The organism is Pseudomonas citri (assembly GCF_025336485.1).
Taxonomy (GTDB): domain Bacteria; phylum Pseudomonadota; class Gammaproteobacteria; order Pseudomonadales; family Pseudomonadaceae; genus Aquipseudomonas; species Aquipseudomonas citri.
This window is the reverse complement of the sequence record NZ_JAODAB010000015.1, coordinates 35,226-61,523: the sequence shown is the minus strand read 5'-3', so window position 1 is coordinate 61,523 and position 26,298 is coordinate 35,226. Positions and strand designations below refer to the sequence as shown.

Annotated in this window: 17 protein-coding genes and 1 pseudogene; 7 read left to right on the top strand and 11 right to left on the bottom strand. The window is 58.8% G+C overall.

What is annotated here, in order from left to right; translation table 11 throughout:
* From N4Q37_RS17170 to N4Q37_RS17150, 5 genes are all read left to right on the top strand, one after another.
* Entirely contained in the window at window positions 1-1,662 is a 1,662-nt protein-coding gene (locus N4Q37_RS17170; protein ID WP_260959816.1) for an ATP-binding protein, read from the top strand.
* 97 nt (window positions 1,663-1,759) lie between these two features.
* Entirely contained in the window at window positions 1,760-5,086 is a 3,327-nt protein-coding gene (locus tag N4Q37_RS17165) for a type I restriction endonuclease subunit R (RefSeq protein WP_260959814.1), read from the top strand.
* A complete protein-coding gene (locus N4Q37_RS17160) occupies window positions 5,083-5,784 on the top strand; it encodes a M48 family metallopeptidase (RefSeq protein WP_260959812.1) in 702 nt (233 codons plus the stop codon). Before N4Q37_RS17165 ends, N4Q37_RS17160 begins: the two co-directional genes overlap by 4 nt.
* A gap of 225 nt (window positions 5,785-6,009) precedes the next feature.
* Window positions 6,010-7,080, top strand: a complete 1,071-nt coding sequence (locus N4Q37_RS17155; protein WP_260959810.1) for a hypothetical protein — start codon at window positions 6,010-6,012, stop codon at window positions 7,078-7,080.
* Between the two features lie 451 nt (window positions 7,081-7,531).
* Entirely contained in the window at window positions 7,532-8,431 is a 900-nt protein-coding gene (locus N4Q37_RS17150) for a DMT family transporter (RefSeq protein ID WP_260959808.1), read from the top strand.
* A gap of 69 nt (window positions 8,432-8,500) precedes the next feature.
* On the opposite strand, the gene N4Q37_RS17145 is transcribed toward N4Q37_RS17150, so the two are convergent.
* The 9 genes from N4Q37_RS17145 to pmrG all read right to left on the bottom strand — a co-directional run bounded on the left by N4Q37_RS17145 (window position 8,501) and on the right by pmrG (window position 23,289).
* Window positions 8,501-9,982: a leucine-rich repeat domain-containing protein gene (locus N4Q37_RS17145; protein WP_260959806.1), complete on the bottom strand. Its 1,482-nt coding sequence runs from the start codon at window positions 9,980-9,982 to the stop codon at window positions 8,501-8,503.
* An 83-nt stretch (window positions 9,983-10,065) separates the two neighbouring features.
* A complete protein-coding gene (locus N4Q37_RS17140) occupies window positions 10,066-10,407 on the bottom strand; it encodes a DUF6124 family protein (RefSeq protein WP_260959805.1) in 342 nt (113 codons plus the stop codon).
* Window positions 10,408-10,892: 485 nt separating this feature from the next.
* Window positions 10,893-11,336: a hypothetical protein gene (locus N4Q37_RS17135; protein ID WP_260959803.1), complete on the bottom strand. Its 444-nt coding sequence runs from the start codon at window positions 11,334-11,336 to the stop codon at window positions 10,893-10,895.
* A 50-nt stretch (window positions 11,337-11,386) separates the two neighbouring features.
* Entirely contained in the window at window positions 11,387-11,779 is a 393-nt protein-coding gene (locus tag N4Q37_RS17130; RefSeq protein ID WP_260959801.1) for a hypothetical protein, read from the bottom strand.
* A 104-nt stretch (window positions 11,780-11,883) separates the two neighbouring features.
* Window positions 11,884-12,273: a barstar family protein gene (locus N4Q37_RS17125; protein WP_260959799.1), complete on the bottom strand. Its 390-nt coding sequence runs from the start codon at window positions 12,271-12,273 to the stop codon at window positions 11,884-11,886.
* Window positions 12,274-12,275: 2 nt separating this feature from the next.
* Window positions 12,276-19,640, bottom strand: coding sequence for a two-partner secretion domain-containing protein (locus N4Q37_RS17120; RefSeq protein ID WP_390897939.1), 7,365 nt, complete (start codon window positions 19,638-19,640; stop codon window positions 12,276-12,278).
* A 39-nt stretch (window positions 19,641-19,679) separates the two neighbouring features.
* Entirely contained in the window at window positions 19,680-21,386 is a 1,707-nt protein-coding gene (locus tag N4Q37_RS17115) for a ShlB/FhaC/HecB family hemolysin secretion/activation protein (RefSeq protein ID WP_313958328.1), read from the bottom strand.
* A gap of 358 nt (window positions 21,387-21,744) precedes the next feature.
* The gene (locus tag N4Q37_RS17110) at window positions 21,745-22,593 is read right to left on the bottom strand and encodes a phosphatase PAP2 family protein (RefSeq protein WP_260959795.1); all 849 of its coding nucleotides are present in this window, start codon (window positions 22,591-22,593) and stop codon (window positions 21,745-21,747) included.
* 24 nt (window positions 22,594-22,617) lie between these two features.
* Complete coding sequence (gene pmrG / locus N4Q37_RS17105) at window positions 22,618-23,289, bottom strand: lipopolysaccharide core heptose(II)-phosphate phosphatase PmrG (RefSeq protein WP_260959788.1); 672 nt, start codon at window positions 23,287-23,289, stop codon at window positions 22,618-22,620.
* Window positions 23,290-23,468: 179 nt separating this feature from the next.
* Here pmrG and N4Q37_RS28125 point away from each other — a divergent pair.
* Together N4Q37_RS28125 and N4Q37_RS28120 are read left to right on the top strand one after the other, a co-directional pair.
* Window positions 23,469-24,515 (top strand): annotated as a pseudogene (locus N4Q37_RS28125) (methyl-accepting chemotaxis protein); the annotation flags it as partial.
* Between the two features lie 42 nt (window positions 24,516-24,557).
* Window positions 24,558-25,421 (top strand): methyl-accepting chemotaxis protein, encoded by an 864-nt coding sequence (locus N4Q37_RS28120; RefSeq protein WP_449301166.1) that lies wholly within the window; start codon window positions 24,558-24,560, stop codon window positions 25,419-25,421.
* 54 nt (window positions 25,422-25,475) lie between these two features.
* Here N4Q37_RS28120 and N4Q37_RS17095 read toward each other — a convergent pair whose 3' ends face one another.
* Both N4Q37_RS17095 and N4Q37_RS17090 read right to left on the bottom strand, forming a co-directional pair.
* Complete coding sequence (locus N4Q37_RS17095) at window positions 25,476-25,895, bottom strand: type II toxin-antitoxin system VapC family toxin (protein WP_260959783.1); 420 nt, start codon at window positions 25,893-25,895, stop codon at window positions 25,476-25,478.
* On the bottom strand, window positions 25,892-26,137 hold the full coding sequence (locus N4Q37_RS17090; protein ID WP_260959782.1) for a FitA-like ribbon-helix-helix domain-containing protein: 246 nt from the start codon (window positions 26,135-26,137) through the stop codon (window positions 25,892-25,894). The genes N4Q37_RS17095 and N4Q37_RS17090 overlap by 4 nt, the downstream gene beginning before the upstream one ends.
* Window positions 26,138-26,298 lie beyond the last annotated feature (161 nt).

The window sequence follows — 26,298 nt, the reverse complement described above, 5'->3', positions numbered from 1 at the left end:
ATGCCCCAGCACCTACCACCCCGCGAAACCCTCACCGTCGAGTTCAAGAGCGACCTCAAGAAGCTCCCCGACCGCGAGCTAATTGAGGCACTGGTCTGCCTGGCCAATGCCGAGGGCGGCGAACTGTGGCTGGGTGTCGAGGATGATGGCACGCCCACCGGCCTGCATGCCGAGCACCGCCTGCTGGAGGGCTTGGCCGGCATGGTTGCAGCGCGCACCTCGCCGTCGCTGAACGTACAGGCAGAGGCGCTCGACCTGGATGGTGTAATCGTGGCGCGCATCAATGTACCCAAAGCCCAGGGCGAGGTGGCCACCACCAGCGGCGTCTACCTGCGCCGCCGCTTGAAGCACAACGGCACGCCCGAATGCATAGCCATGCTGCCCCATGAGCGCAGCAGCCGCGCAAGCAGCTTCGGCCTACTCGATGTTTCCGCCCAGCCAGTGGCCGGTGCCACTCTCGCCGACCTCGACCCGCTGGAGCGTGAACGCCTGCGCCAGGCGGTGCAGCAATACGGCGGCGACCGCGTGCTGTTAGAACTGGACGACGAAGCCCTGGACGGCGCACTGCTGCTCACAGCGCGTCAACCCGATGGTTCGCGCGTGCCGACCCTTACCGGCCTGCTACTGATCGGTCGGGAAACCTCCCTGCGTCAACTGGTACCCACCCATGAGTTCGCTTTCCAGGTGCTGGCCCAGCAGGCAGTGCGCTTCAACGAGTTTCGCCGCTTCCCATTGCTCAAGGCACTGGACTGGCTGGAAACCAACTTCCGTCCCTACAACCCAGAGGAAGAACTACAGGTCGGCCTATTCCGCGTGCCAGTGCCCAAGGTCGACCTCGGCGCCTTCCGTGAAGCCGTAGCCAATGCCTTGGTGCATCGCGATTACCACGGCAGAGGCGCGGTACATGTGCGCCTGGAGGACGATGCCCTGGTGGTTAGCAACCCCGGTGGCCTGGTCGATGGCGTGACCCTGGCCAACCTGCTGGTGACCGAACCGCGCCCGCGCAACCCGGCCCTGGCCGACGCCATGAAGCGCGTCGGCGTGGTCGAACGCTCCGGCCGAGGCGTGGACAAGATTTTCCGCGGCATGCTCAAGTTCGGCCGGCCGGCCCCGGACTACAGTTACACCACCGCACAGAACGTGGTGTTGCGCCTCCCCACCGCAGAGGCCGATCTTGACTTCCGCCGTCTGGTAGTCGAGCACGAACGCGCCACCAGCGCCGAGCTGCCCATTGACAGCCTGATCGCCCTGGCCGCCCTACGTGAGACCAAGCGCGTCACGGCCGACGAACTGGCCGTACAGATCCAGCGCGACACCGCCAGTGCCAAACGCACCCTGGAAGCCCTGACCGAAGCCGGCTTGGTGGAGGCTCACGGTTCTACCCGAGGGCGCAGCTACACCTTGTCCGCCAGCCTATACCAGGCCGTGGGTGACAAGGCCGCCTATACCCGCCAGGCTGGCTTCGCTCCGATTCAGCATGAGCAAATGGTGTTGAACTATGTACAGCAGCATGGGCAAATAAAACGTGCCGAGGTCATGGGACTATGTCGCATATCAACTGACCAAGCGGCCAAGCTGCTGAAAAAGCTGAAAGACAAAGGCGCCCTTGTGCAGAGCGGCAAGAATCGAGGGGCAATCTACACCGTTGGGATCTCGGAATGAGCCGGAATGCGCGGAAATGAGTCGGAATGAGCCGGAATGAGCCGCTATGAGCCTGTATGAGCCCATACACGCCTGAACTGGATTAAAGGAGTAAACCGTGGGCTGGGAGCTGAAAGACGTCGAAAAACCCTTTGTGGCTCAGTTACAGGGGCTGAACTGGAAGCATATCGAGGGCAGCCTCGACGACCCGGCCATCACTGGCCGCAGCAGCTTCAGTGAAGTGATTCAGCAGGCCGCACTGGCAGAGCGGTTGCGTGCCATCAACCTGCGCGACGGCCAGCCCTGGCTGGATGAGCAGCGCATTGCCGAAGCACTGGCGGCCATTACCCGTGTAGGCGCCGGCAAGCTGATGGAAGCTAACCAGACGGTCACTGAGCTGCTGCTCAAAGGTATCACTGTCGACGGCCTCCCAGGCTGGGAGGGCGGTCGCGGCCAGACAATCCAGTACATCGACTGGGCCAGCCCGGCCAATAACCACTTCAGTGTGATCAATCAGTTCCGAGTGGATTGCCCGCCGGGCTATAACAGCGGCAAGAAATTTATCGTCCCGGATCTGGTGTTGCTGGTGAACGGCATCCCTCTGGTGGTGGTGGAGTGCAAGAGCCCGTCCATTCCAGAACCGCTGGCCGAGGCTGTCGACCAATTGCGCCGCTATAGCAACCAGCGCAAAGCGGCCTTCGAGGTCGAGGAGAATGAGGGCAACGAGACTCTGTTCGCCAGCGTGCAGCTGTTGATCGCCAGTAGCTACGACGAGGCTCGGGTCGGCTGCATTGGTGCCGGCTTCGGGCATTTCTCCCAATGGAAAACCGTGGTTGGCCCGGATGGCAGCGGCAGCGAACAGTCTGTGGCCGAGCAGTTGGGCAAAGCCAAATTGTCCGAACAGGAACGCCTGGTGGCAGGCATGCTGACGCCGGCCCACCTGCTCGATCTGATTCGACATTTCATGCTGTTCATGCAGATTGGCGGGCAGACCATAAAGACAGTCTGCCGCTACCAGCAATACCGCGCGGTGAACCGCACGGTGATCCGCATGAAACGCGGGCAGACACGCCTTGAACATGGCGAGAGCGACCAGCGCGGCGGCATCGTTTGGCACACCCAGGGTTCGGGCAAGAGCCTGACCATGGTATTTCTGGTGCGCAAGATGCGCACGGATACACAACTGCGCCGCTTCAAGATCATCGTGGTCACCGACCGTAAAGACTTGCAAAACCAGCTCGCCGCCACCGCCACGCTGAGCGGCGAGCTGCCGGAGGTGGCGTCCAATATCGAGGGCGTTAAAGCCTTGGCACGCCGCCAGGGCCCAGGCCTGATATTCGCCACCATCCAGAAGTATCGCAATCCCGAACAGGAGGAAGATGGAGAGGCGCCGCCCCCTGCGCAAGCTACGGCATCCCTCAAAGCCGCAGAAAAGCGTGCGCCCTACCTGGTGAGCAAACCATTCGAAGTGCTCAACCACGACGAGAGCATTCTGGTACTGATCGATGAGGCGCACCGCACCCAGGCCGGCGATCTACACGCGAACCTGCTGGCGGGCCTGCCAAACTGCGTGCGCATCGGCTTTACCGGTACGCCGATCATCATGGGCGATAAGAAACGCACCCACGAAATTTTTGGCGCGTTCATCGATAAATACACCATCAAGGAAGCCGAGGCAGATGGCGCGACAGTGCCGGTGCTTTACGAAGGACGAACTGCTCAGGGCGCTGTGAAAGACGGGGCGAGCCTGGATGAACTGTTCGAGGATTTGTTCCGCGAGCACAGTCAGGACGAGCTGGAACTGATCAAGAAAAAATACGCCACCAAGGGTCATATCTTTGATGCCCCCGCGCTGATTACCGAAAAGGCGCGCGATATTCTCAAACATTACGTCACCAACATCCTGCCCAACGGCTACAAGGCGCAAGTGGTGGCTTATAGCCGGATTGCAGCGATCCGCTATTTTCATGCGCTGGAGGCCGCCCGCGATGAGCTGCTGGCCGAGGCCGACGCGCTGCCAGCAGTTGACAAAGATCTCGACGACGAGACCCTGTGCCAGCGCCCACCCAAGCTCCAGGCACGCGTGCAGGCATGGCGCTATCGCGACAGGCTACGCAGCTTAGAATTCGCACCGATTATTTCCGGCTCAAATAACGATCCGGCCGAATGGAAAACCTGGACGGATGGCAGCAAGCACGAGCAGTTGATCCAGCGCTTCAAGAAGCCGCTGAATCATGAGCAGCCGGGCAAGGCCGATCCACTGGCCTTCCTGATCGTTAAGTCTATGTTGCTCACCGGCTTTGACGCCCCCATCGAAGGGGTCATGTACCTTGATCGGCCAATCAAGGAAGCCGAGCTGCTGCAAGCCATTGCGCGGGTCAACCGTACTGGGTTTGGCAAACGCTGCGGCATCGTGGTCGACTACTACGGGGTCGCCAACCATTTGCGCGAAGCCCTGGCAGCCTATGCTGACGAGGATATCGAGGGTGCGCTGAGTAGCATCAAGGACGAGGTGCCGGTGTTACGAGATCGTCATCTGCGAGTGGTGGATGTGCTGCGTCGCCAGGACATCGAGTCGCTGGAAGATGCCGAAGCCTGCATTGCTGCACTGGAATCGGAAAAGGTGCGCGCCGAATTTGCGGTAAAGCTCAAAGCATTCCTCGACTCATTGGACACTGTACTGCCACGCCCCGAGGGCCTGCCCTTCGTCAAGGATGCCAAGCGCCTAGCCTATATCCACGCACGGGCGCGCGGTCGCTACAAGGACCTGCCGCAACTGGGCAAGGATGTCGGCGCCAAGGTGCGCAAGCTGATCGACGATCACGTTATTTCCCTGGGCATCGACCCGAAGATTCCGCCGATTCAGCTCACCGACGCAGACTTCGAGAAGCAGCTATCGCGCAGCGTCAACGACCGCGCCAAGGCCTCAGAGATGGAGCACGCCATTCGCTCGCATGTGCGCAAGCATGCTGATGAAGATCCGGTACTTTATCGCAAGCTATCCGAACGTCTGAACGACCTGCTCAAGTCGCTGGGCGAACAGTGGGATCAGTTGGTTGAACAGATGCAGAAGATCATCAACGAACTGCGCAGCGGTCAAATGAGCGATGACTACAGCCCCCTGGACCTACCTGAGCACTATGCACCCTTCCTGCGCACCCTGCTGGATGTGGTATGTGCCGACGCCAATCCGCAGCCCACCGAGCTGCTGCGTTTGAAGGATGTAACAGTGGAACTGGTCGATTTGTTGGTGGGCGAACTCCAAAGCCACCGCGATATCTGGAGCCCGCGCAAGCGAGCAGCACAGGAGGAACTAGCCGGGCAGCTATTCGATTACCTGATGCGACTACGTCCGCCCTTGATGGACAGCGATACGGCGGGTGTACTGTCTGACCGGCTGATGGACCAAGCGAGAGCTAGCCATGATCGGTTGATGCAACTATGAGTAGCCAGACCCTCACCGTAGGCGAGCTGCAACTGACGCTACGCCGCAGCGCGCGGCGTAAGACGCTACAGATCACTGTCGAGCGTGACGGCGCCCTTATCCTGTCTGCCCCACCTGAGGTTGATGAGCAAGCTCTGCGGCAATTCGTAGCGGAAAAAAGCTTCTGGATCTACTCGCGTCTTGCCGAAAAGGAACGCCTGCAGCGCGCAATCCCGATCAAGGAATACGTTGATGGCGAGGGTTTTCTATATCTGGGACGAAGCTATCGCCTCAAATTGGTTGATGAACAGGATGTGCCGCTGAAACTCTCTGCGGGTCGTTTTCGCCTGCTGCGTAGCGAGCTACCAAGAGCTCGAGAGCATTTCATTCGTTGGTACAGCGAACATGCGCGCAGTTGGCTGGCCTTGCGCGTCAAAAGTCACCAAGCCCGCATGGACCTTATCCCAGGCGGTATACGTGTGCAGGATCTGGGCTATCGGTGGGGCTCCTGTGGCAAGGGCGCGCAGCTCTACTTCCATTGGAAGACCATTCTGCTGCCCAAGCCCATTGCGGAATATGTGGTGGTGCATGAGATGGTGCATTTGCAAGAGCCACATCACACCCCAGAATTTTGGCTACGCCTGGAGCGCGTCATGCCTGACTACGCACAGCGCAAGACATGGTTGGCAGAACACGGAATTGATGTTGAAGGCATCTGAGTATCATAGCGGACGATGTCACCAGCGCACGCGGCATAGGTACTGGTCAGAACCATCCAACTTCACTCTGAAGATGGCTTACAAGCATCAGGGTTCCATCGACCCGATAATTCTCAGCACTTAACTTTGAGTCAGACGTTAGAACCCCCAATGCAGGCGATACGCTGTATAGCAGCTCACGATTTAAGGACACAGTCTTATCAGAAAGGAGTTAGGTAAATCACAATGCCTTCACATACCCTACATTTTATAAAACCTTGCCGCAAAACCGACAGTTCCCCGCAGCTCACCCCAAGCATCGTGACCGAGAACAAGCGGAAAGGCATAGAAACGACCTTGATTCTTGACCTTAACATTTTGGTGAGAATGGAAGATGTAATTCTTCGTCGCCACAGCCCGAACGATTTCGACTTAACTAGACTTATAAATTTCATAAACTCTTGCCCACCACAAAGTCTGTGCCTAACGCCCGGGTTTGCCCTTAACGAGGTCCACCCGAAATTCAAAAAGCTAAGCTTTGAGATGTATGAATTGTTTCTTTCGATATTCTGCCCTCAGATGATCGATCATCCAACCGCGACACGAAACACCCCGAATGAAGCGGAAAGAACCCGAGCGTATGAGTTCTCAGAACTCAGCATAGAAGAGCAGTACCTCTACAGCGTGCCGTTTTTCTCGCTCATGCAGATACATATCATCAACGCCACGAAGCCAAGCTTATCAGGCGTTGAAAAATTCAAAACATATATGAGCCGTGTCTGTGATGAAATTGATATGCTCAGCGCTGTTGAAGCCGAAATTGCCAAGTACTGCTTCTGCGATAAAAAGCCCAACTATTCCGACGAGCTTAACGCAAAAATCGAAGACATCAAGAACAACTTCATGAGTGGAAGCAACAAGCCAGCGCAGCGATTCAAAAATATTTTTAACGGCGTTCAAGACCTCAAGTACATAAAAGGCGCCCTGGAGTTTTCCAAAGAGCACTTTTACGGCAAGACTCAGGACACATGGATAGCCACATTGGACTCCAAGCTATACTGGCTGAGCGAGTCCATTCATCATTATCCAGTCGCGGGTGAGCGAGACGGAAAATATTTCAGCATCAATCGATCACATGATCAGCAGACATGCAACTATTGGCTATCAGTAGATGAATTACAAGAGCAACTCCAGCACGAGAGAAGCCAAAACGGCAAAGGAACCGCCCCTTTAGGTGAGACAGGATTACTACGCATACACAATACATTAACCACAAATGGCTTCAGGGAATTTTTCGCTGTTTTCAAGCCCACATAGTCGACCAAGCAGGGTACAGGTACAAGATGTTGCTCAACCACGCACCTGTACTCTTAGTACCTTGATTTTAAAGATGAGCGATCAAAGCAAATTAGGCCCCTTAATTTAAAGCTCATACCTGTACCCTACCCTCATCCAACACTGGGCAGAAAAGGGGATGACGACCACGTGATTGGCCACTGCGAAATGACTCCTGATGATTGCCTCAGGAGGGTCACGCCTCAGCATTCCGGCTCAATCCTGTGCAGCGCATTCCAAATGGTATTCCACGAAGAAAGTTTAACCAGAAAACTCTATATATTTCATATATTTATCAGACCATTTCAGCTCACCCCGGCACATCAAACAAAAGAAGACGTCCTAGGACGTCTTTTTTTGTGCCCAGGATTCTGCTCCCCCCCACACCCCGGTATCCTGCCAAACGCCCCTCAACAACAAGGACCGTCCCCCCATGCAAACCCACTTCGGCAAAGGTGTGATCTTCGCCCTCTGCGCCGCCGCGCTAAACGCCACCATCGGTGTCCTCAGCAAAGTGCTAATGAGCAGCGGCTTCACCGCAAGCAGCGTCGCCGTTATCAAGACTGTCCTGGGCTGCTTGCTGCTCTCGGTCCTGCTGTTTTTCCTCAAGGGACCGGCGACGAAGGCCAAGTGGTGGCAGGCGGCGATTTGTGCGTTTCTCGGTATTTTCGTGCTGTTCCACTTCGAAACCTCCGCTTACCGGCATTACGCGGCGGCGGGTGTGGTGGTGATGCTGATGGCGAGCGCGTCCATTTCCTCGATTCTGTTGGGGCGTCTCTTCCTGAAGGATGCGATCACGGCGAACGCCACGGTTGGCGCGGTGCTGGCCATTGCCGGGATCGCGGTGATTTTCGGCGCCGATCTTCAGCAGGGCTTTACGCTGCAAGGCGCGGCGCTGGCCGTCATGGCGGGCTGTGGTTACGGCGCGTTTTCGGTGGCGATGAAAGGTATGGGTGTGTCGGGCGGGTTGCACTTCACTCGCCAGTTGCTGTTTTTCGGCAGCCTTTACTTGCTGATGCCGGCTGCGGCGGATGGCTTTGTGATCGGTGAGTTCTCCATCCTGGCAATTGCCGTGCTGCTGGCACTGGCGGCGCTGCCGACGATCCTGGGTTTCTTCTGCACCACCAAAGCCATTGAATACCTCAAGCCGTCGCAAGTGCAGGCACTGGAGCTGACCGAACCGCTGTTCGCGGCGCTGCTGGCCTTTGTGGTGCTCAATGAAGTACCGAGGGACAGCCTGTACGCGGGCGCGGGGCTGATTATCCTCGGGTTGTGTTTCTCCAATGAACTGATCCGCCTGGGCAGACGCGTACCCGTTGCGTCTCATTCATAAGCGAACCCCGGTAAACCAGGCACTTGGCGATAATCGCCAGTGCCTTTTTCGTGCCCGCGAACACCTGCGTCAGATACCCGGCCCCATCACTCGCGCAGGCAACCGGGCCAGGCGATCCCAACCCTGCGCGCTGATCCCGGAGCCGTTGCGCAAGGACAACCGTTGCAGCGGCAACTGCTCCAACACCGGCACCATGGCGGATGTGAGCTGCGACTCCCCAGGGCCTGCCTCGAGCGTCAGGTCCCGCAACGGCAGATGCGCAAGGTGCGCGACGCCGGCATCAGTGAGCCAGGGGCTTTCATACAGGCCGAGGCGCTGCAACGGCAGATGACGCAGGCAGGCCAGGTCGTCATCGCGCAGATCCAGGCCGCTGATCTCAAGCTGCTCCAACGGCAGCCCCAGGTCGACGAGCTTGCGCAAGACCTTGCCATCGACGCCCTGACAAAAACTCAGGTCCAACCGCTTCAGCGGCAGGCCGGCCAGTTGTTTCAATGCCTTCCAGCTCAGCTCGTTCAACGACAAATCCAACGACTCCAGAGCCAAGCCTCGCAGGTCGCCCAAGGTCCGCGCATCGATCCCCTGGACATCGGCGAGCACCAGGCGCTTGAGCGGAAAAGCGTGCAGCACATCGAGCCGCTCGATCATCATCCGCGATGCCTTGAGATCCAGCTCGGCCAGCGGCATGCCTTCAAGCGCCTCAAGCCCTTCCTCGCAGACATACGAAGCACCGAGCGCAAGCCGTTCAATTGGCAGGTCGCGGATGAACGGCAACATGTCATCCGTCGCGGAGCAGTCGTTCAGGCTCAGGGAACGCAACTTGCCCAGGTCACGGAGCCAGGCAGGCTCATCCAGGATCCTGCGGTTATCGCTGATCGACAGTTGTTCGAGTGGATGGCTGCACAACTGCGCCATCCCCCGCGACGTGAGTTCCCCCGCGTCGCGCAAGGTGAGCGAGCGCAACTTGAGAGGCGCCAGGGCGCGAAGGCCTTCGTCGGTCACTTCATCACAGTTGTTCAGCCACAACGCCTCCAGCCGACCGCTGCCCAGTTGGCGAAAGAAATCATCGTCGAAATCCTCGCTGCGGGTTTCCAACTTCAACCGACGCAACCGTTCGAGCGCAGGCAAATGCGGATCGCCGTCATTACGCCAGAAACCGTTGATCTCCAACGCCTCCAGGGCAGCGGTCGGCAAACGCCCCCATATTTCCTGGCTGCAACTGAAATGCGGGTAATGGAGCGCCAGGGTCCGCAACGGCAGCCCGTTCAGGGCATCGCACCACTGCGGCTCGGCATCCTCCAACTCCAGATGATCGACCGGCAAACCGCGAAGCTGCGCCAACAACGGGCCAGGGCGATTGACGTGGGGCGTGGCGTTCAACTGGGCCACGGCGCTGATGGCCGCCGGGTCACCCAGGCCGGCCGCGACTCGCAGGCCATCCAGGGAGGCCTCGCCGGTGTCGAGCAGGTCGCGATACAGCGCGGCGCGTGTGGGGATGTCATCGGGGGTGGTGGAGAGTTGGGCCATCAGAGCGTTGCGAGAGGGGGTCTGCATGGTCTACGAGTCCGTGTGAGCATGCGGCGTATGCTGCCGTAAAAAATGGGTTTGATCATCGACCAAACCCATTTTTTCAGTTTCTATCTCGGGTCCACCGTATCCAGCGCCCGGTTCGCCAAGAGCTGGCCCAGCTCGATCAGCTGTTGCAGCCCCAACGCAAAGTGTCGTCGGGAGCCCTCCAGTTCGAATGCCAGGTCACCGGCCATGACGTTGGCGGAGGCCAGGGTTTCGCTGAGATTGGCCAACAGGCTTTCGGCATCGACGCCCTCCACGACAGTGAACAACTGGTCCGGAGGTAATTTCTTGTCAAGCTGTGCGGGTTTGGGGTTCAGATAGGAATCGATGACGCGTTCGGCGTTGGCGTCGGCGGCGATGTCCAGGTGCAGCGGTGGGACGGGTGGATCGGGGATGAGTTTGTCCATGGGGTGCTCCTAACGTAAGTGGGAGCCGCCACGTTCGCTGCTAAACGAGTGGGTGGCAGCCGTGCGCAGGTTAGCAGACCGGTACGTTAGGAAACCGGCGCACCCGAGGATGCCCTGCGCACAGCCGCCATAAGAATTCAGGCGATAAAGATGCCCGCACTCATGGTGATTGCCATGCGCCTAACGTGACTTCCGAGCTGCTAAACCCGACCGCTGAATGGGCAGCGGTGAGCAAAGACTAGGCACCGGAAACGGCAGGCGCAAGGGGTTGGAATTTTCTAGGAAATGTCCTGCAAGTCAATGGGGAAGGTGCCTACAAAAGGCATTTCACATCGAGCAAGCTTGGCTCCCACGGCCCTGTATTCAATCGTAATACAGCGCAGCCGCGGCCAAAGCACGTCCGTGGCGAGGGAGCTTGCTCCCGCTGGGCTGCGACGCAGCCCTTGCGCCGCCAAGCGAGAGCAAACGCCCTTGCCACAATGAAATTATTTAACCGCCTGCCCGGGTGATTCAGAAGGTGTTGTTGTAACAGACGGCTCTATAACTTTCGCGGAATGCCCTGTCTCGACATCGCGAATTTCGTAATACCACCATTTCATCGTAGAGATGCCATAAAGCCCATAAGTACGGCCACCGACCAAATCCACGGTCATTTCAATTGGACGTGTGTACTCAGTTCCAATAGCTTGATTAACGGAAAGTTTATGCCGTCCTGCACCGATTCGATATTCGGTCTGACGGGCTAGCATATATAAGGATTCATCGTCATCGATCTTAGATATCGACAGGCTTTTGTCATACTGCCGAATCGTCGCGACTTCGTCCCAAGGCTTTCCTTCCGCGCTTTTATGTTCGTAATGAATGCATCCTGTCAGAGTGAAACAGAGCAAAATCATCGCTACAAAGCGTAAAACAACATCGTGTCGCATCGGTGGCCCTCCAAGGCACGTTATTTATCTCGATTCAGAGAAAAGGCAAACTAAGCCACTACAACATCACCAGAATCTAAACAGATTGAATAAGCTTCATACCCACTTTCGCCATCACCTTCAGCGACGATCGTGTCGCCAGAATGGAATATTATCTCCAACCCTAAGCCTTTAATTTCTCTAACCGACACGACATCTTGTAATAAAAAGTCCAGCAAAGGCGCACTCGTATAAGAATCAGAAAACTCTCGCCGCCCTAAGATGCCACCAACCTTATATGTCAAACCTCCTTCTATACAGAAAGAGACTTTATAAGAGGGTACACCCGGAGCCGCTTGCGGACGCGCGAAATCCAATTTGGTGATTGCCACCCCAAAACTAACCATTTCCAAGTAACACTCGGACAATAGCAAAAAATCAAAATCATCTGGTAATGCGTACATACGTCACCTATGCCGCAAATTCAACGACGAACCGGCGGCCAGATTAAATTACAGGATCCCTCAGGGTCTGCCCCCGTTTCCTCCCTCGGTTGTTTTTTCAACACTTATATAACGAATACTAAATGGAATGGCGTCCTGCTTTCCGCCCAATACTCAGCAGCTTCCAACCAAGCAGTTACAAAACACCCCAACACATATGGGGCCTGAGACCATCCTTTAGCTGCATCGTATAGAACAAGACAATAACCATCAGCAGGTAACCAATCCATATCCCCCAAACACTCGTCAAGAGCGTCCCAGTTGCTCCCAAAATAATCTGGAAACTGCATCGCCGACGCGACAACTGCAAACAAATCCTTATCTGACCTTACATTCGCTACCGACCCCACAGTTACCGTGCTCCCGAGAGAGCCTAATTCATCTTTAACCTCCTCAGTACGGACAAAGTGGATAGAAACTGCCGACGCTTTTTTCAAATAGCTCATGTTCGTCATGACTACCTCCTGACCGGATCAACTTGAATGAAGTTTTCGTAATGATCATCTGTGTAGTACAACCTACCGGAATTTGCATCTTGAACTACACGACGCGTGCCGCGATTATTCGCGCCTGGTGTATCAACGGTGTACTCACGGTAATCTCCGTCTGGTAGCTTACCTTCTTTATTCTTGAAGACCGTTCCATCTTTTCTGTGGGGAAAAGGGCCGCCAGCTTCGATACGATCAAGAGTCTTATTTACCTCAGTTAAACGATCAGCATCCTTGAGCGGAAGATTCCTGGCCCCTTTTGAACCATCGGCCCCTACAACCCCAACCTTAACCCCGGTTGTACCACCCTTCCCCCCAGCCGTCGACGCGAACAAATCCCGATCCGGATTCAATCCCTCCGACGCAAGCTCCGCCAGTAATGCAGCACCATCGCCATTTTCGGTGCGCGTCGTCTCGACGATGCCGGTATTGATGGCCCGTTCGTTACTTCGAGTGATCTCCCAAAGTGTCGCCGAACGGGTGAACCCGGCGCTTCTGCCGTCATGCAGCAATTTCTCATTGGCTGGAATCTCATCCGCCAGCTGTTTGGTCACTTGTAAACAACCCGTTGGGTTGTCCCGGCAGTACTGGCCGAACTCTTTGTTCCGAGTCGTATCAAGGTCGTTGTAGTAGTCCCTGACGGCTTGGCAATCCGCTGGAGAAACGCAGGTGTTGAGCCTCTGTTCTCTTTCAACCAGCTCGGCATGGAACAGATAGTTGAACCTGGTCGCCGTCTCGGCGATCTTCGAGCCTGTATTCAGGTCGCCATCGACCGCGGCCGCCGCCAGTAACCCCGTTAGCTGCGACAGCATCAGTTGCAGTTGTTTGTTTCCATCCGCAACTTTGGCCATGCCGGGAATCAGCGCTTCATTCAAACCGGCGGCGACCGCACCGGTCTTGAAGTCACTGCCGGTCAGCTCAGCCAGCAGACCACCCATGATCGCGTGGGCAACAATTTTCTGTGGACCACCATCGGGGAACTTGATGGTATCGCCCACCCAGTTGAAGCCGGTCGCCATCGCCACATTGCCCGCTTCTCCCAGCAGGGCAGCATTGAAATTGCTGCCGAAGCTGCCCCCCCCAATCGCGGTGGAAATGCTACTGGAGATGAACGCTTTCCCAGTTGTGCGGATTGCCGTGTCAGTCGCGTTACTCCAACGGAAGATATCTTTGGAGGAATTGCCCGCACTCGATGCTGAACTTGCCGACCCCGTCGAACCCGCCGACGGCTCGACGCCTTGGGTGGTAGTACTGGCGCTGTCGGCACTGGTAAACCATTCTTCGTCCGCGTATTGGAATGCATAGGCGGTAAAACCGGCAATCGCCGCACTTTTCAGGCTGTCGGCGCTGACTGTTTCCTTCAGCGCAAGACCCAGGTTGCCTTTGTTTTCGATGGTGCTGGTGACCGCGGTGGTACTCAGGGTGGTGGCGATCGCAAGGTTGGTGCCCGACAATCCGAAACCTGCCGGCCCCATGACGAACGACATCAAAATCGCGATGGCGATTTTGGCTCCGGCACCCAGACCGGAGTTTTCATACTTGAAGCTGTCGTGGATTTCCTTCACCTGGCGCCAGTCGATGTCGCCCCGCGCCTCGGCCTCTTTCATCCAGGCCAGCTCCGGCTCAGCCTTCACCATCGCATCGATGGTCTGGCTGACGCTCTGCTGATCGACTTGTTTGACATCGATACGCAGACCATCGACGGCCTTGATAACCAACTTTCCTTGGGCAACCAGAGCACTCTGGCGCAAGGTTTCATCGGTCCGCCCCTCGCCTTTCATCTTGTACCAGGCCAGGTCACCTTTACTCTTGGTGTGGCTCTCGTCGTGGAAATCCTTGACCCCTTCGAACGTGATGCGCCCACCGCTGTCGATGATCAGGTCGTTTCCGCTTTGTAACTTCGCCACTTGATAGGTCTGATCACCACCGCTGACCAACATCAAGTTGCCCCCGGTGCTGATCTCACTTCCGATATGAGTGAGTTGGGTGACCTCATCTCGCCGTGCGGCGTTGCTGCCCCAACTTCCCTTTTTCTTCATGTCATACAGCGAATAGTCCCGATTCTGCTCAGCCAGCAGACTCAACTGCTTACCCGCCACCAGGTAGGCCTCGTTACCCGCGGCAATCTTGCTCGCGACCATCAGCAAGTCATTGCGCGCAGAAACCCTTACATCCCCTCCAGCATCGAGGGTGGTCGCCTGCTGCTGGACATGCTCCTCTTCCTTGTTGATCTTTTTGCCGCTGCGTTTGTAGCGGTACTCGCTGGAGTCCTCGTTCGCGGCCGAAATCAGGGCAACATCTTTGCCACTCAGGTTGATATCGCCTTTGGCTTGGAGATGGCTGGCGACGACGCTCAGATTGTTCTCGGCGGTGACGTTCAGATCGCCGCCCACCTTGACCTCACTGGCGTGCTGAACGGTCTGGCTCTGTTCCCAGAAGTGGCGCTTGTCCTTGCGCATCGAGCCGTTCTCTTCGCGAGCGGCGGAGATGACGATGTCTTTGCCCGCACTCAGGTCCGCGTTGTTGCCTGCCGTGATCGCACCGCCCACATTCAGCAGATCACCCGCTGCCTTTACGGTGAGGTTGTTGCCGGCCTCGATGCGTGCGGCATTGTCGACAACGGAGGTTTTCGCACTGAAACCCTCGCCGTTGTTGTCGATGATGCTGATGGTCCGGTCATTGCGGATATCGCCCGTCAAGGTCGACAGTTCGACGTCCTTACCCTTGAGGATGCCGCCCTGTATGTTGACCAGGTCTTTGCCAGCCACCAGCTTGAGCCGCTCGCCAGCTTCGGCGAGGCGTGTGTTGACCAGATTGTTTCCTGCCGCCGCCGAGAGGTTTTCACTCGCGCGCAGGGTGCCGGCGTTCTTCAGGTCGGCACCCGTGATCAGGGTGAGGTTCTTGCCCTGGATCAACGCGCCATCGGCCATCAGCCGGTTGTTGACCTGTGCCAGGTAGAGCACCGGCACCAGGACATGTTGGCCGTTGACGACCTGGTCTTCCATCCAGACGATGTCATGGGTCAGTGCGGCAACTTGCTGCGAAGTCAGGGTCACGCCAACAGCCAGGTTCAACGCATCCTTACTGGCGATGGCGTTGTTCATCAGGTACTTGAACATACCTTCATCACTGGTCTGTCCGGCAATGAAACGCTGTCCGGTGCGGGCCAGCACCGCCTGTTGAATCAGGCGTTGTTCGTACAAACCATCACCCAGGCGCTTCCAACTGGTGTCTGGGTCATAACCCAGGTTATCCAGCAGGTAGTCCGAGCTCATGAACTGCCTGAGGTCGGTCAGCGCGGGGTTGGTTTCAATCAGGTATTTGGGGCCGGTGATGACCCGGCTGGCATCCGAACCTTGAACAGTGGCCCGGCTCTGGTCATGGCTGTCTTGCGCCGCAGCGGCGCTGTCGACGACACGGAACAGACCATTTTCGCCGGTCGGCAAGCTGAACCCAGGCATGGTGGTCGGGTTGATCTGTTGTTGGGCCAAGTCCGGCGGCAACTGCGGGTTGAGCACCACGACCGCTGGCTGTGCGACGCTGGCCACACCGGTCGCCGCTGACTTGGCTGCGCCCGCCAGTGGTGCCTGGAACTGCGCGACACTACTGTTCTCCAGGCGCTGCGTAGCCTGGATGCTGATGTTGCCCCCCGATTGGACGACCGCCGGCGCCAGCGACTGCCCTGGCGTGACGGTTGTGATGTCGACCACCTGACGGAAAGAATTGAGTGCACCTACGGGCACATCTTTCGGGTTGGCCTGGGCGTTGTAGGGGACGATGTAGCGGGCACGGAAACGCTCGTCGGTTCCATCGGTGACCCGGCCAGTGTTCCATGTCCGCGTTCTAACACTGGTGCCGGAAGCGGCACCCACGTTGGCGAAGTTGTCTGCCGTGATCGCCAGATCGGCAGCCGAGGCCATCACGCTGTATTGGTTGGTCACCCTAGAGCCATCAATGGTCAGCTTCGCCCCGCTCATCAGGGTGGCACTGGCTGAGTCTTCAAGCACTACGCTCTGGTAGGTCTCCTTCGCCACATAGTCGACGTTGTGATGATCGCCACTGCAGTCATAGCATTTGACGCTGATGGAGCCCGATACCAGCTCGTCGCCAGTGGTAAAGACGCTCTTGCGGTTGATCAGGACGCTGCTGCGCAGCGACATGTCCTTTACCGACTCAAGGGTGCCGGAGATATTCTCCAACAGTGTGCTACGGGCGATGCCGTCTCGCGCCATGACGTTCAGCGTTCCCAGGCTGTAGACGTCTGCCCGCTCGTTAGTGAAATTGTTGAAACGTAGCGCCATGTCCGCGCCACTGAAGATCAGACCGCGGTCGTTACGTGCGTCATTGGCAACCAGCTCGACGGTGTCGGCGCCACCCAGCGTGCCTGTATTGGTCAGGCTCGTGGCGGACAGGGCGAACTTACCACCGCCCGTGATCCGCCCCGCATTGTTCAGCGCACCCTGGCTAGTGACGGTGGTGACACCCCCTCCAGCCAGGCGCGAGCCGCTCGAAAGATCGATACTGGCGGCGCTTAAATCGAACTGGCCGACCCCGCTGACGCTGCTGTTTTCGGTACCGACATAAGCACCGGTCAGCTTCAGATCCAAATCAGCGTCGCTGCTGATGGTGCCGGCGTTGTTCCAAGTACCGCCAGTGGCCAATAGGCTTTGCACCGCGATCAACTTACCGGTGCTGCTCTGATTGAGCTGGCCCACCTTCAGGTTCAGGACGTTCGCCTGGATATCCGAGCTGTTGTCCCAACGCGCCGCGTCGACGGTCAGAGTGCCCGACGTCGTCAAACTGCCGCCGATGTTGCTGAACCTGGCGAGATCCACACCTAAAGTACCGGCGCCCACATGACGAACATCGCCGCCGCTATTCTTGAAGCCTGCCATCTGCAGGGACAGGTCTTGGGTGGCCGCTTCAATGACGCCGCCCTGGTTGTCCAGCAATTGGTCAACCGTTAGCGTCGCGGTCCCCAGCTTGCCCACCGAGCGCAACTTACCGCCCTGGTTATCAACTGACGCAGCACGGATCAGCAGGCCATTGGAGCCCTCCACCAGACCGCGCTGGTTGTTCAGTGCACCGGTCAAACCAAAGTCAATGGTGTTTGCCGCGGCGCGTCCGTCACTATTGTCCAAGTCCTGCGCGCTTATCGTCAGTGCCTGTTTGGCAAGCACGGTACCGTTGCGGTTTTCGAGCGTGACGGTGGAGAGCTCAACGGCACCGGACAAGGCCGAGACCTCCCCGCCATTGTTGACGATCGCTTGCTTGGCATCGAGGTTGACGGATTGCGCCTGGATCAACCCGGCCTCGTCGGCAGAGTTGAGCGACTCGCCATTATCCAGCACCTTATCCAGGGTGACTTTCAGCCAGCCGCCGACACTGGCAAGCACACCGCCACGGTTATCGAGACTGCTCGCCTCAACGTCCACGTTCCCGGCCTGGGTAATCGCGCTGCCATCCTGATTGACGAAATCACCTGTGATATCGACCTTCAGGTCACCTTGGCTGAGCAGGCTACCGCTGGAGTTATCGAGACCACCGCCGCGGATCGTCAGCCCCTGCTCGGTGCTGATGATTGCCTTGTCGTTATTGAGCAACTGTTGGTGAGCGGTCAGGCTCATGGCCTTGACCGAGGCGATATAGCCATCGTCACTGTTGTTGATGCGGTCTGCGGTCAGGGTTAGCTTCCCCTGGCTGATCAACTTGCCGTCCTGCTGGCTGAAGCTTTTCAGCGTGGCAACGAGATCACCCTGGCTGGTGATCTGGCCCCCGCTATTTTCAACGTCGCCCCCCTCAAGCGTCAGCGCGGTGCCGGAAGCAATTTTACCGGCGCTGTTATCCAGCGCTTTCGCTTCGAGTTTGAGGGTGTTCTGGCTGCTGATAACGCCTGTGCGGTTTTTTAGTGTCCCAGCTACCAAGGTTTGCTCGCCGTCGCTGACGATGCCCCCTTTGTCACGGTTATCCAGCGTTCCAGCGGCCCGTGCTTGGATTTTTCCTTGGCTAACCAATGTGCCGGCACGGTTGTCGAGATCTTTGCTGTCGAGTGTCAGGGTTTTCCCTGCGGAAAAAGTGCCGCCGCGATTGTCGAGAGTCTGCGTTGCGGTGGCCTTCAGCTCGCGACTGGCGATCACGCTCTGCCCGCGATTGTCGATATTCGCCGCTGTCAGCACGACGTCGCCAATCTGGTTGCGGGTGCTATCAGCGTTAACACCCGCTTCGATGATGCCAAGATTGCGGAGCTGGCCGTCGGTCGTCAGCGTGACACTGTCGCGCGCAGCGATGGCGCGCTGATTGTTGAGTGTCCCCCGGGTCGTCGCTTGGACATGGCTGCCGGCATAAATGGTTTCTTGGGCGTCCAGGCTCTCTGCCTTGATACCGATCGCACCCGCCGCAGCAGCCTGCGCCAAACTCAAATGCCCATTCGCATCAAGCTGAATATCCCCACCACTGGCAACCATCTTGCCATCCAGCTTCACCCCGACCCCAGCCTCGGTCCCCACCAGCTTGATCGCGCCGGCGTACATGCCGCCCAACGCCGAGGAATCGATGGCCAGTTGCGGCTTGGCACTGCCGTCGTCGGCGCGGGCGGTGGCGTTGAGGGTGTTGGCGTCGACGTCGTTGCGGCCGGCGACGATGGTCAGGTTCTTGGCCTGGATCTCGGCGTTGATCCTGGCGCTGCGGGTGATGATTTCGAAGCGGTCGACGTTGTTGGCGTTCAGGCCCGCGCCTTCGACGGTGACGCTGCCCTGGTCGACCTGATAGCGCTTGAGCTGACCGTTTTCGACGACCGGCTTGCCGGTGGTCAGGGTCGCTTTCGGGGTGTTGATGAAACCACAACCATTACAGGTAATGCCGTAGGGGTTGGCGACGATGACATGGGCCGACTGCCCGGCCACTTCGGTATAGCCGCGCAACTGGCTGGGGTTGCCGCCGTTGACTTCGTTGAGGATGGTGGTAGCGGCCGTGCCCTGAAGGTTCGGGTTGCCGAGGATGATCCCGCCCAGTTGCGTGGACTGGGCCGCGTTGGTGGCGTTGTTGAGGATCACGCCGTTGCTGCCGACGTTGTAGTCCTTGAACTGGTTGTGGGACAGGCCGCTGCCGTTGGGCTTGGCGATGTTGACGACCGGTACGCCATTGCCCGCCTGGCCGAGGCTGGTGCCCGGCTTGCTGACCACGATGCCGTCGGCCTGGGCCCACATCGGTTGCCAGAACATGACGTTGGCCAACAGGAACGCCAGGCCGCGCTTGGGCATGCCCCAGAACCGCTCGCGGGTTTTCAGGACAGCAGAAGGCTGGCGGGCCAACAAGGCGTATTGACGATCGTCCATGTTCAAGTCTCGTTGCAGCAGAAATTAAAGAAGTCGGAATCAGAAAAAGGCGTCTACGCGGAAGTAGATCGGCGCTTCGCGTTCGGTCATGGCATCCGGGCGTTCCAGGGAATGGGCAAACGTGACGCTGGCACTCAGGTGTTCACCGCGGGCGAACAGCTCCAGCGAGTTGCTCGACATGCGCCCGTGCTCGTCACCGTTGTAGCGGTCGCCGCGAATCACGCCCTGGTCATAGCCCAGGCTGGTGCCGTATTCGGCGAACACCGGGCGCAGCCATTGCAGCGTCACCGGGCGACTCCAGCGCAAGTCGTTGCGCCAGTAACCGCCGCTGTCGCCGGCCAGCGTCTGGTCCTTGTAACCGCGCACCGACGACAGCCCGCCCAGGCTCATGCGCTGGGGACTGAACAGCACATCCTCGCTACGCTGGCCGGTCATCAGGCTGCTGAAACTGAAGGACTCGCCCCACAACTGGAACGGTTGCAGGTAGCTGAGGGTCGCGGTGTATTTGCGGTAGCGCGCGTCCGGCACGCCGGGGCGCGGGTCATGATCGCCCTGGGCGTCGAGCGCGCCGATGCCGTTCTGCGCGCCCAGGTCGAGGTTGACGAAGGCATTGCCGACCCGTCGGCCATGGTTGATACCGAACTGCGCTTCGCTGATGCGGTTGCTACTGCCGGACAGCTTGCTGCCTTCGATGAAGTTGTTGGTGCGCAGGTAAGCCAGGCCGGTATTGAGGGAGGTTTTGCTCACGGCGTCGCGATGGATCACCCGCTCGACCCGCACCTGGTGGTTCTGGCTGTCACCGCTTTGCTTGAAGTTGAAACCGTTGGCCTGGCCCAGGGCGCGGTATTCGCTCTGGCTGTAGGTGTAGCTGACGTTCCACCAACCGAACGGCAGGTTGTAGTAGAGCATGGCATTGCGCGAAGTTTTCTGGTGATCGCTGATGGCATCGTGGCCGCCGCGCAGGGCCAGTTGATCGGCCAGGCCCAGGGGGCTGTCCCAATCCAGGGAGCTGCCCCATTGTTGTTCACCGGTACTTTTCTGGCCGTCGTTGTGCCGCGACAGGCCCACGCGCCAGGGTTTTTGCGGGGTATTCTTGACCAGCACCTGGCTGCCGCCGATGTTCTGCCCTGGCGCCAATTCCATCTGGGCCTGATTGGACGGCAAACGGTTCAGTTGATCGACCATCTGCTCGATGTCCCGCAGATTGAGCAGCTCGCCGGGCTTGCCGGGAAAGCTCATGGCCAGTTCCCGCTCAGAGAGGCCGCTGCCCTCGGCGCCCTTCAGCCCCTCCAGTCGGCCCTCGACCACCAGCACTTGCAGGTGACCGCTGGACAGGTCCTGTTGCGGCAGGTAGGCACGGCTGGTGACCAGGCCTTTCTCGATGTAATGGTCGGTGATGACCTTGAGCAGCTCGTTGAGCTGCGGCACGCCCAGGCACCGGTTGATGAAGGGCGCAAGCAGGCGTTGACGCTCGCCTTCGGACAGGGCATCGGCGCCCTTGAGTTCGATGGTCTTGATCGGAAAACAACGGGTATCGGCAGGGGCTGTCGGTTGAGTCGGCCGCGCCTCTTTGCCAGGCAAGTCCTTGAGTTCTTCCAGCCGCCTGCGCTGCTCTTCGAGCAAACGGTCCTGGCGTTCACGGATCAGGTCCGTATCGCCTGGGGTCGGCGCAGCGACAGCAATGTTCATCGCGAGAAAACACAGCGACGCAGCGACCAGCCTCGTCCCTAAGGCGAATACGGACATGTTCGATCCCTCGATATCAATACGACAGCCCGCCTATGGCGGCTCAAAACCGGATGCCTGGCTGATCCCGCCATGCACGGATACGCAAAAAACTGCGCACACCAGACCCGGGTTATCGCTTTCGGTTCACAAGGGAGGAAAATATCTTCGTAAAAAAGAGACGCATCTCACAGGATTCGTCGCAATTGCTGTGGGAAACGCCCGTTTGCCTTCGGCTCTTCGCCCATCACGGAGCGGATGGAGCCTCATGAACTTTTCTTCACGCCACCTTCCCAGCGGATTCGGTACAGTGGCCCCGCTCATTCAAGAAACTAAGGTTTTAGCCCGCTTTGTTCGCGGGCTTTTTTTTGCCTGGCATTCATGTCGACGATTGCACACCGCCCAACGCAACCGCGCCAGGCGCCACCGTCACGGACCTGGCCTGCAAGACCGGTTGCTGCAACGCCTCCCTGCCATAAAACGCCAGGGCCGTCAGCCAACACGTCAGCCAGACGAAAATCCCCGCCCAGAACGTGTGGGACATGTAGTGCCACCCCTGCAAGACCCGCGTCGTGCCGTAGACGAACCCCAAGGCCAGCGCCCCGTACATCACGGTTTTGGAATGGCGCCAACGATAGCGGCGAGCGACGAAGTACAGCGCCAGCATCGTGAAGCCACCAGAAGCGTGGCCACCAGGCCAGCAGCGTCCGTCACCGGCGACTTTCAGCAGGTTGAAATTCTGGTACCACTCCTTGTGTTCGATCTTGCCGGCGTACTGGGTGGTTTCCACCGGGCAATACACGCTGGTGTGGCCCTTGAGGTAATGGATGACGCCGGTGCTGAGGGAAAAGGCGAAGACCACATAGAGAAAATCGCGGCGGTGCTTGTAGGCAAAGCGCAGTGGCTTGGTCAGCCGGGTCTTGTCCAACAGGCGAAGCACTCCAGCGCGTTTTTCCGGCTTAAGGATCGGCCAGGCAAACGACAACAGCGCCCCGATGATCGCCGCCTCACCGGTCCAGTTCGGAATGATCCGCGCCCATTTGTGGGTGATTTTCTCGAACAGGCGCACATGCTCCAACGGGAACAACTGTTGTACCGGGTCATAGAAAAAATCGCTGATGGCGATGTCGATGCGCGTCATGTCGAAGAGCAAGAACACGACAGCGGCGCAGAGCAGAGGGATTCCGAGATTGAGCCCGTAGAAACGAGCGCGGGCAGACGTCAGCATGGGCGATCCTAATCGTGGAAAAAATTACTGGAATTTAACCGAGCGCCAGTCGGACGCTTCGATGAAACCGAGCAACCGAGGCGTCTTGGGCTGGGCGGCGGAGACGAACAGCGAAGCGCCATAGCCAAACGCCGAGGTCGGCCGTTGGAGCGCGGTTTCCATGGCCTGCATGCATTCGCTGTGGGTGACCAGGATCAGGTTGCGGCCGGGCACCTTGCGGGCCAAGGCGTTACGCAGCAGGTCATGTCGGCAATTGGCCAACCAGTCGTCGCCCGCGCTGACCTTGTTGAACATGTACCCTGCGGTCTGGGCCGTGCGCAGCGAGGGACTGTTGTAGATGTCGGCGTTGTCCAGGCCCAGTTGCTCGAACCGGGCGCCGACGCTCACCGCAACGGCACGGGCGCGATCGGTGATGCCTTCGCGGTCGTTCAGGCACGTGGCCTTGGAGCGGTCGCAGCGTTCGACATGGCGCACCAACACGATCATCTCGCCCTTGGCCCAGCCATCGGCCAGAGCCCGGTCGCTGGCGCGGTTGCCATGGGCCAGGTCCGGCACCGCCGCCGGGCTCAGGCACCAGAAGCCCAGCGCGATCAGCAGCGGCGCACAGGCCAACACCAGCATGGCCGTTCGGTAGCGGGCAAAGCGGCTCGCTTCGAGCGAGCGCGTCAGGCCGAAAAGGCTCAGTCTCAGTTCCACAGCAAGCCGCCCCGACGGCATCCCACCCAGTCATTCGATGGCGCGACAGTAGAGATGCCTACGTAGGCAAGCAGTGAAAGGGATGTGAAAAAAAACTTATAGATCCTGGACCCGACGCCGATACAGCCTGGTTACATGCTCTTGCTGGCTCTCAACAACAATAATCTTCCAGCCAACCGATGATCTGCCGCACAACGTTCCTGGAGGGATTGATGAATAGCTGGTTTGGCAACATTAGCGTCAACATGAAACTGGGCCTGGGCTTCGGCCTGGTACTGGCCCTGACCTGCATCCTGGCCCTGACCGGCTGGACCAGCCTGGGAGGGTTGATCCAGCGCAGCAACTGGATGAGCGACATTACCCAGCTCAACGCCGGCCTGACCAAACTGCGGGTCACTCGCCTGCAATACATGCTGACCAACGGCGACGAGACCGCCGCACAAAACGTGCAGACCACTCTCGACGCGTTCGTGGCGCAACAGAACGCCCTGCTCAGCAGCTTCAAGAGCCCGGCAAACGTCAAGCTGCTCAAGGAGCAGAGCGCGGTCATCGACGCCTATCAGGTGTCCCTGAACAAAATGCGCAGCGCCTACCGCACCGGCAACACCGCCCGCGATGCCATGGGCACGAACGCCGAGGTGGCCTACAAGCTGATCGAAACCATCGACGCCGACGTGCGGCAAATGGCCCTCAGCGATGAGCGTTTCGAACAGTTCCAGGCCATCACCCAAGCCAAGCAGGCCTTCATGCTGGCCCGCTATGAGGTGCGCGGCTACACCGCCAACAGCAACGCCGATACCGAGCGCAAGGCTGTCACCCAACTGGACGCCGCGATCGCGACCCTCAAGCCTTTGAACGAGCACTTCTCCAGCTCCCGCCTGGATGAACTGCGCCAGTTGGAAAACGCCCTGGGCCAATACCGTAGCGCCTTGCAGGCGTTCAAGCTGGCCACCGCCGATGTGGTGCAGGCCCGCAAGGAAATGACGGACCAGGGCGCAGCCATCGTGACCTTGAGCGAACAGCTGTACCAGATCCAACTCGACCGCCGCGACGCCGAAAGCGCCCAGGCCCGCACCCTGCAACTGGTCAGCACCTTGCTGGCCTTGCTGGTGGGCATCATTGCCGCGGTGGTCATCACCCGCCAGATCACCGGCCCACTGCGTCAAACCATGGCTGTGGTGGACCGCATCGCCGGAGGCGACCTGTCGCACACCGTCATCGTCACCCGCCGCGACGAGCTCGGCGTGCTGCAGCAAGGCATTGCCCGCATGGGCGTCACCCTGCGCGACCTGATCAGCGGCATCCGTGACGGCGTGACCCAGATCGCCAGCGCCGCCGAAGAACTGTCGGCCGTGACCGAACAGACCAGCGCCGGGGTCAACAGCCAGAAAGTCGAGACCGATCAGGTCGCGACCGCCATGCATGAGATGACGGCCACGGTCCAGGAAGTGGCGCGCAACGCCGAACAAGCCTCCCAGGCCGCCGCCGCGGCCGACGGCGAGGCCCGTGAAGGCGACCTGGTGGTCCACGAAGCCATCGCCCAGATCGAACGCCTGGCCAGCGAAGTGGTGCGCTCCACCGAGGCCATGACCCTGCTGCAACAGGAAAGCGACAAGATCGGCAGCGTCATGGACGTGATCAAGGCCGTGGCCGAACAGACCAACCTGCTGGCGCTCAATGCGGCCATCGAAGCGGCACGCGCCGGTGAAGCCGGTCGTGGTTTCGCCGTGGTGGCCGACGAAGTCCGCGGGCTGGCCCAGCGCACGCAGAAATCCACCGAGGAAATCGAAGACCTGGTGGCCGGCCTGCAGAACGGTACCCAGCAAGTGGCCGCCGTGATGAACAACAGCCGCAACCTCACCGACAGCAGCGTGGCCCTGACCCGCAAGGCCGGCGTGTCACTGGAAAACATCACCCGCACGGTGTCGAACATCCAGTCGATGAACCAGCAGATCGCCGCGGCCGCCGAACAGCAGAGCGCCGTCGCCGAGGAAATCAGCCGCAGCATCGTCAACGTGCGCGACGTGTCCGAACAGACCGCCGCCGCCAGCGAAGAAACGGCATCCTCCAGCGTCGAGCTGGCGCGCCTGGGCAACCAGTTGCAGATGCTGGTCAGTCACTTCCGGGTGTGATCATGGCAAACGCCCGTTTCCATCTGGAAAGGGGCGTTTGGCGTGAAGGACCGCTCAAGGGTTCCAGGGGTCGATGACTTCGATTCCCGGGAACCTGAAATCCTTGGTATTGCGGGTAGCAATCAGGGCCCCGTGGGTTCGGCAAATGGCTGCGATTTGCGCATCGGCCATACCGGCCGCTCGCCCCTTCGCCTCGCTCGAAGCCACCAGTGCCGCGTACTCGACAGCTGCATGAGCGTCAAAGGGCAGGATCCTGTCGGCAAAATCCTCTTCAAACATGGCCATGGCATGGGATTCGAGCATTTGCTTACGCTTGCCGACAGGCAACCGGGCGATGCCATGAAGAATCTCGGCGACGGTAATCGCGCAGATGGCCAGGTCCATGGCTGGCTGTGAATCGATCCAGGCCAGCACAGTCGTGTTCGGCTCGGCGCGCATGAATTCTGAAATGACATTGGTATCGAGCACGATCATTCAGAAAGGTCCACCGCCGTGGCTTTTTCGTCCCGCGAAGGCAGATCCAGGTCGACGCCCCCCAAGGCGCTGAATCGGCTTCGGATACGACTTCCCAATCCTCCCGCCGAGCTGACTGTCGCCAGGGCGCGCCCCAGGATCAACCGGGCCTCTTCCTCCATGGAGTGACCGTTGTGAGCCGCTGCGATACGCAGTCGCTCCTTGACTTGTTCATCCAGGTTTCGAATGGTGATACTGGCCATGACGCCCTCGCAATCAATGAAATCATTGATTTCAAACTAAGTTAATCGCCCCCTTTTGTACAGCCCACTGTTGCACACTCATCCAGAGCGACGGCCTTTATCGCCCCGCTCACCCGCATCCATGCAACGCATCGCCCTTTCGTACAAATCCTCCGCCCTCG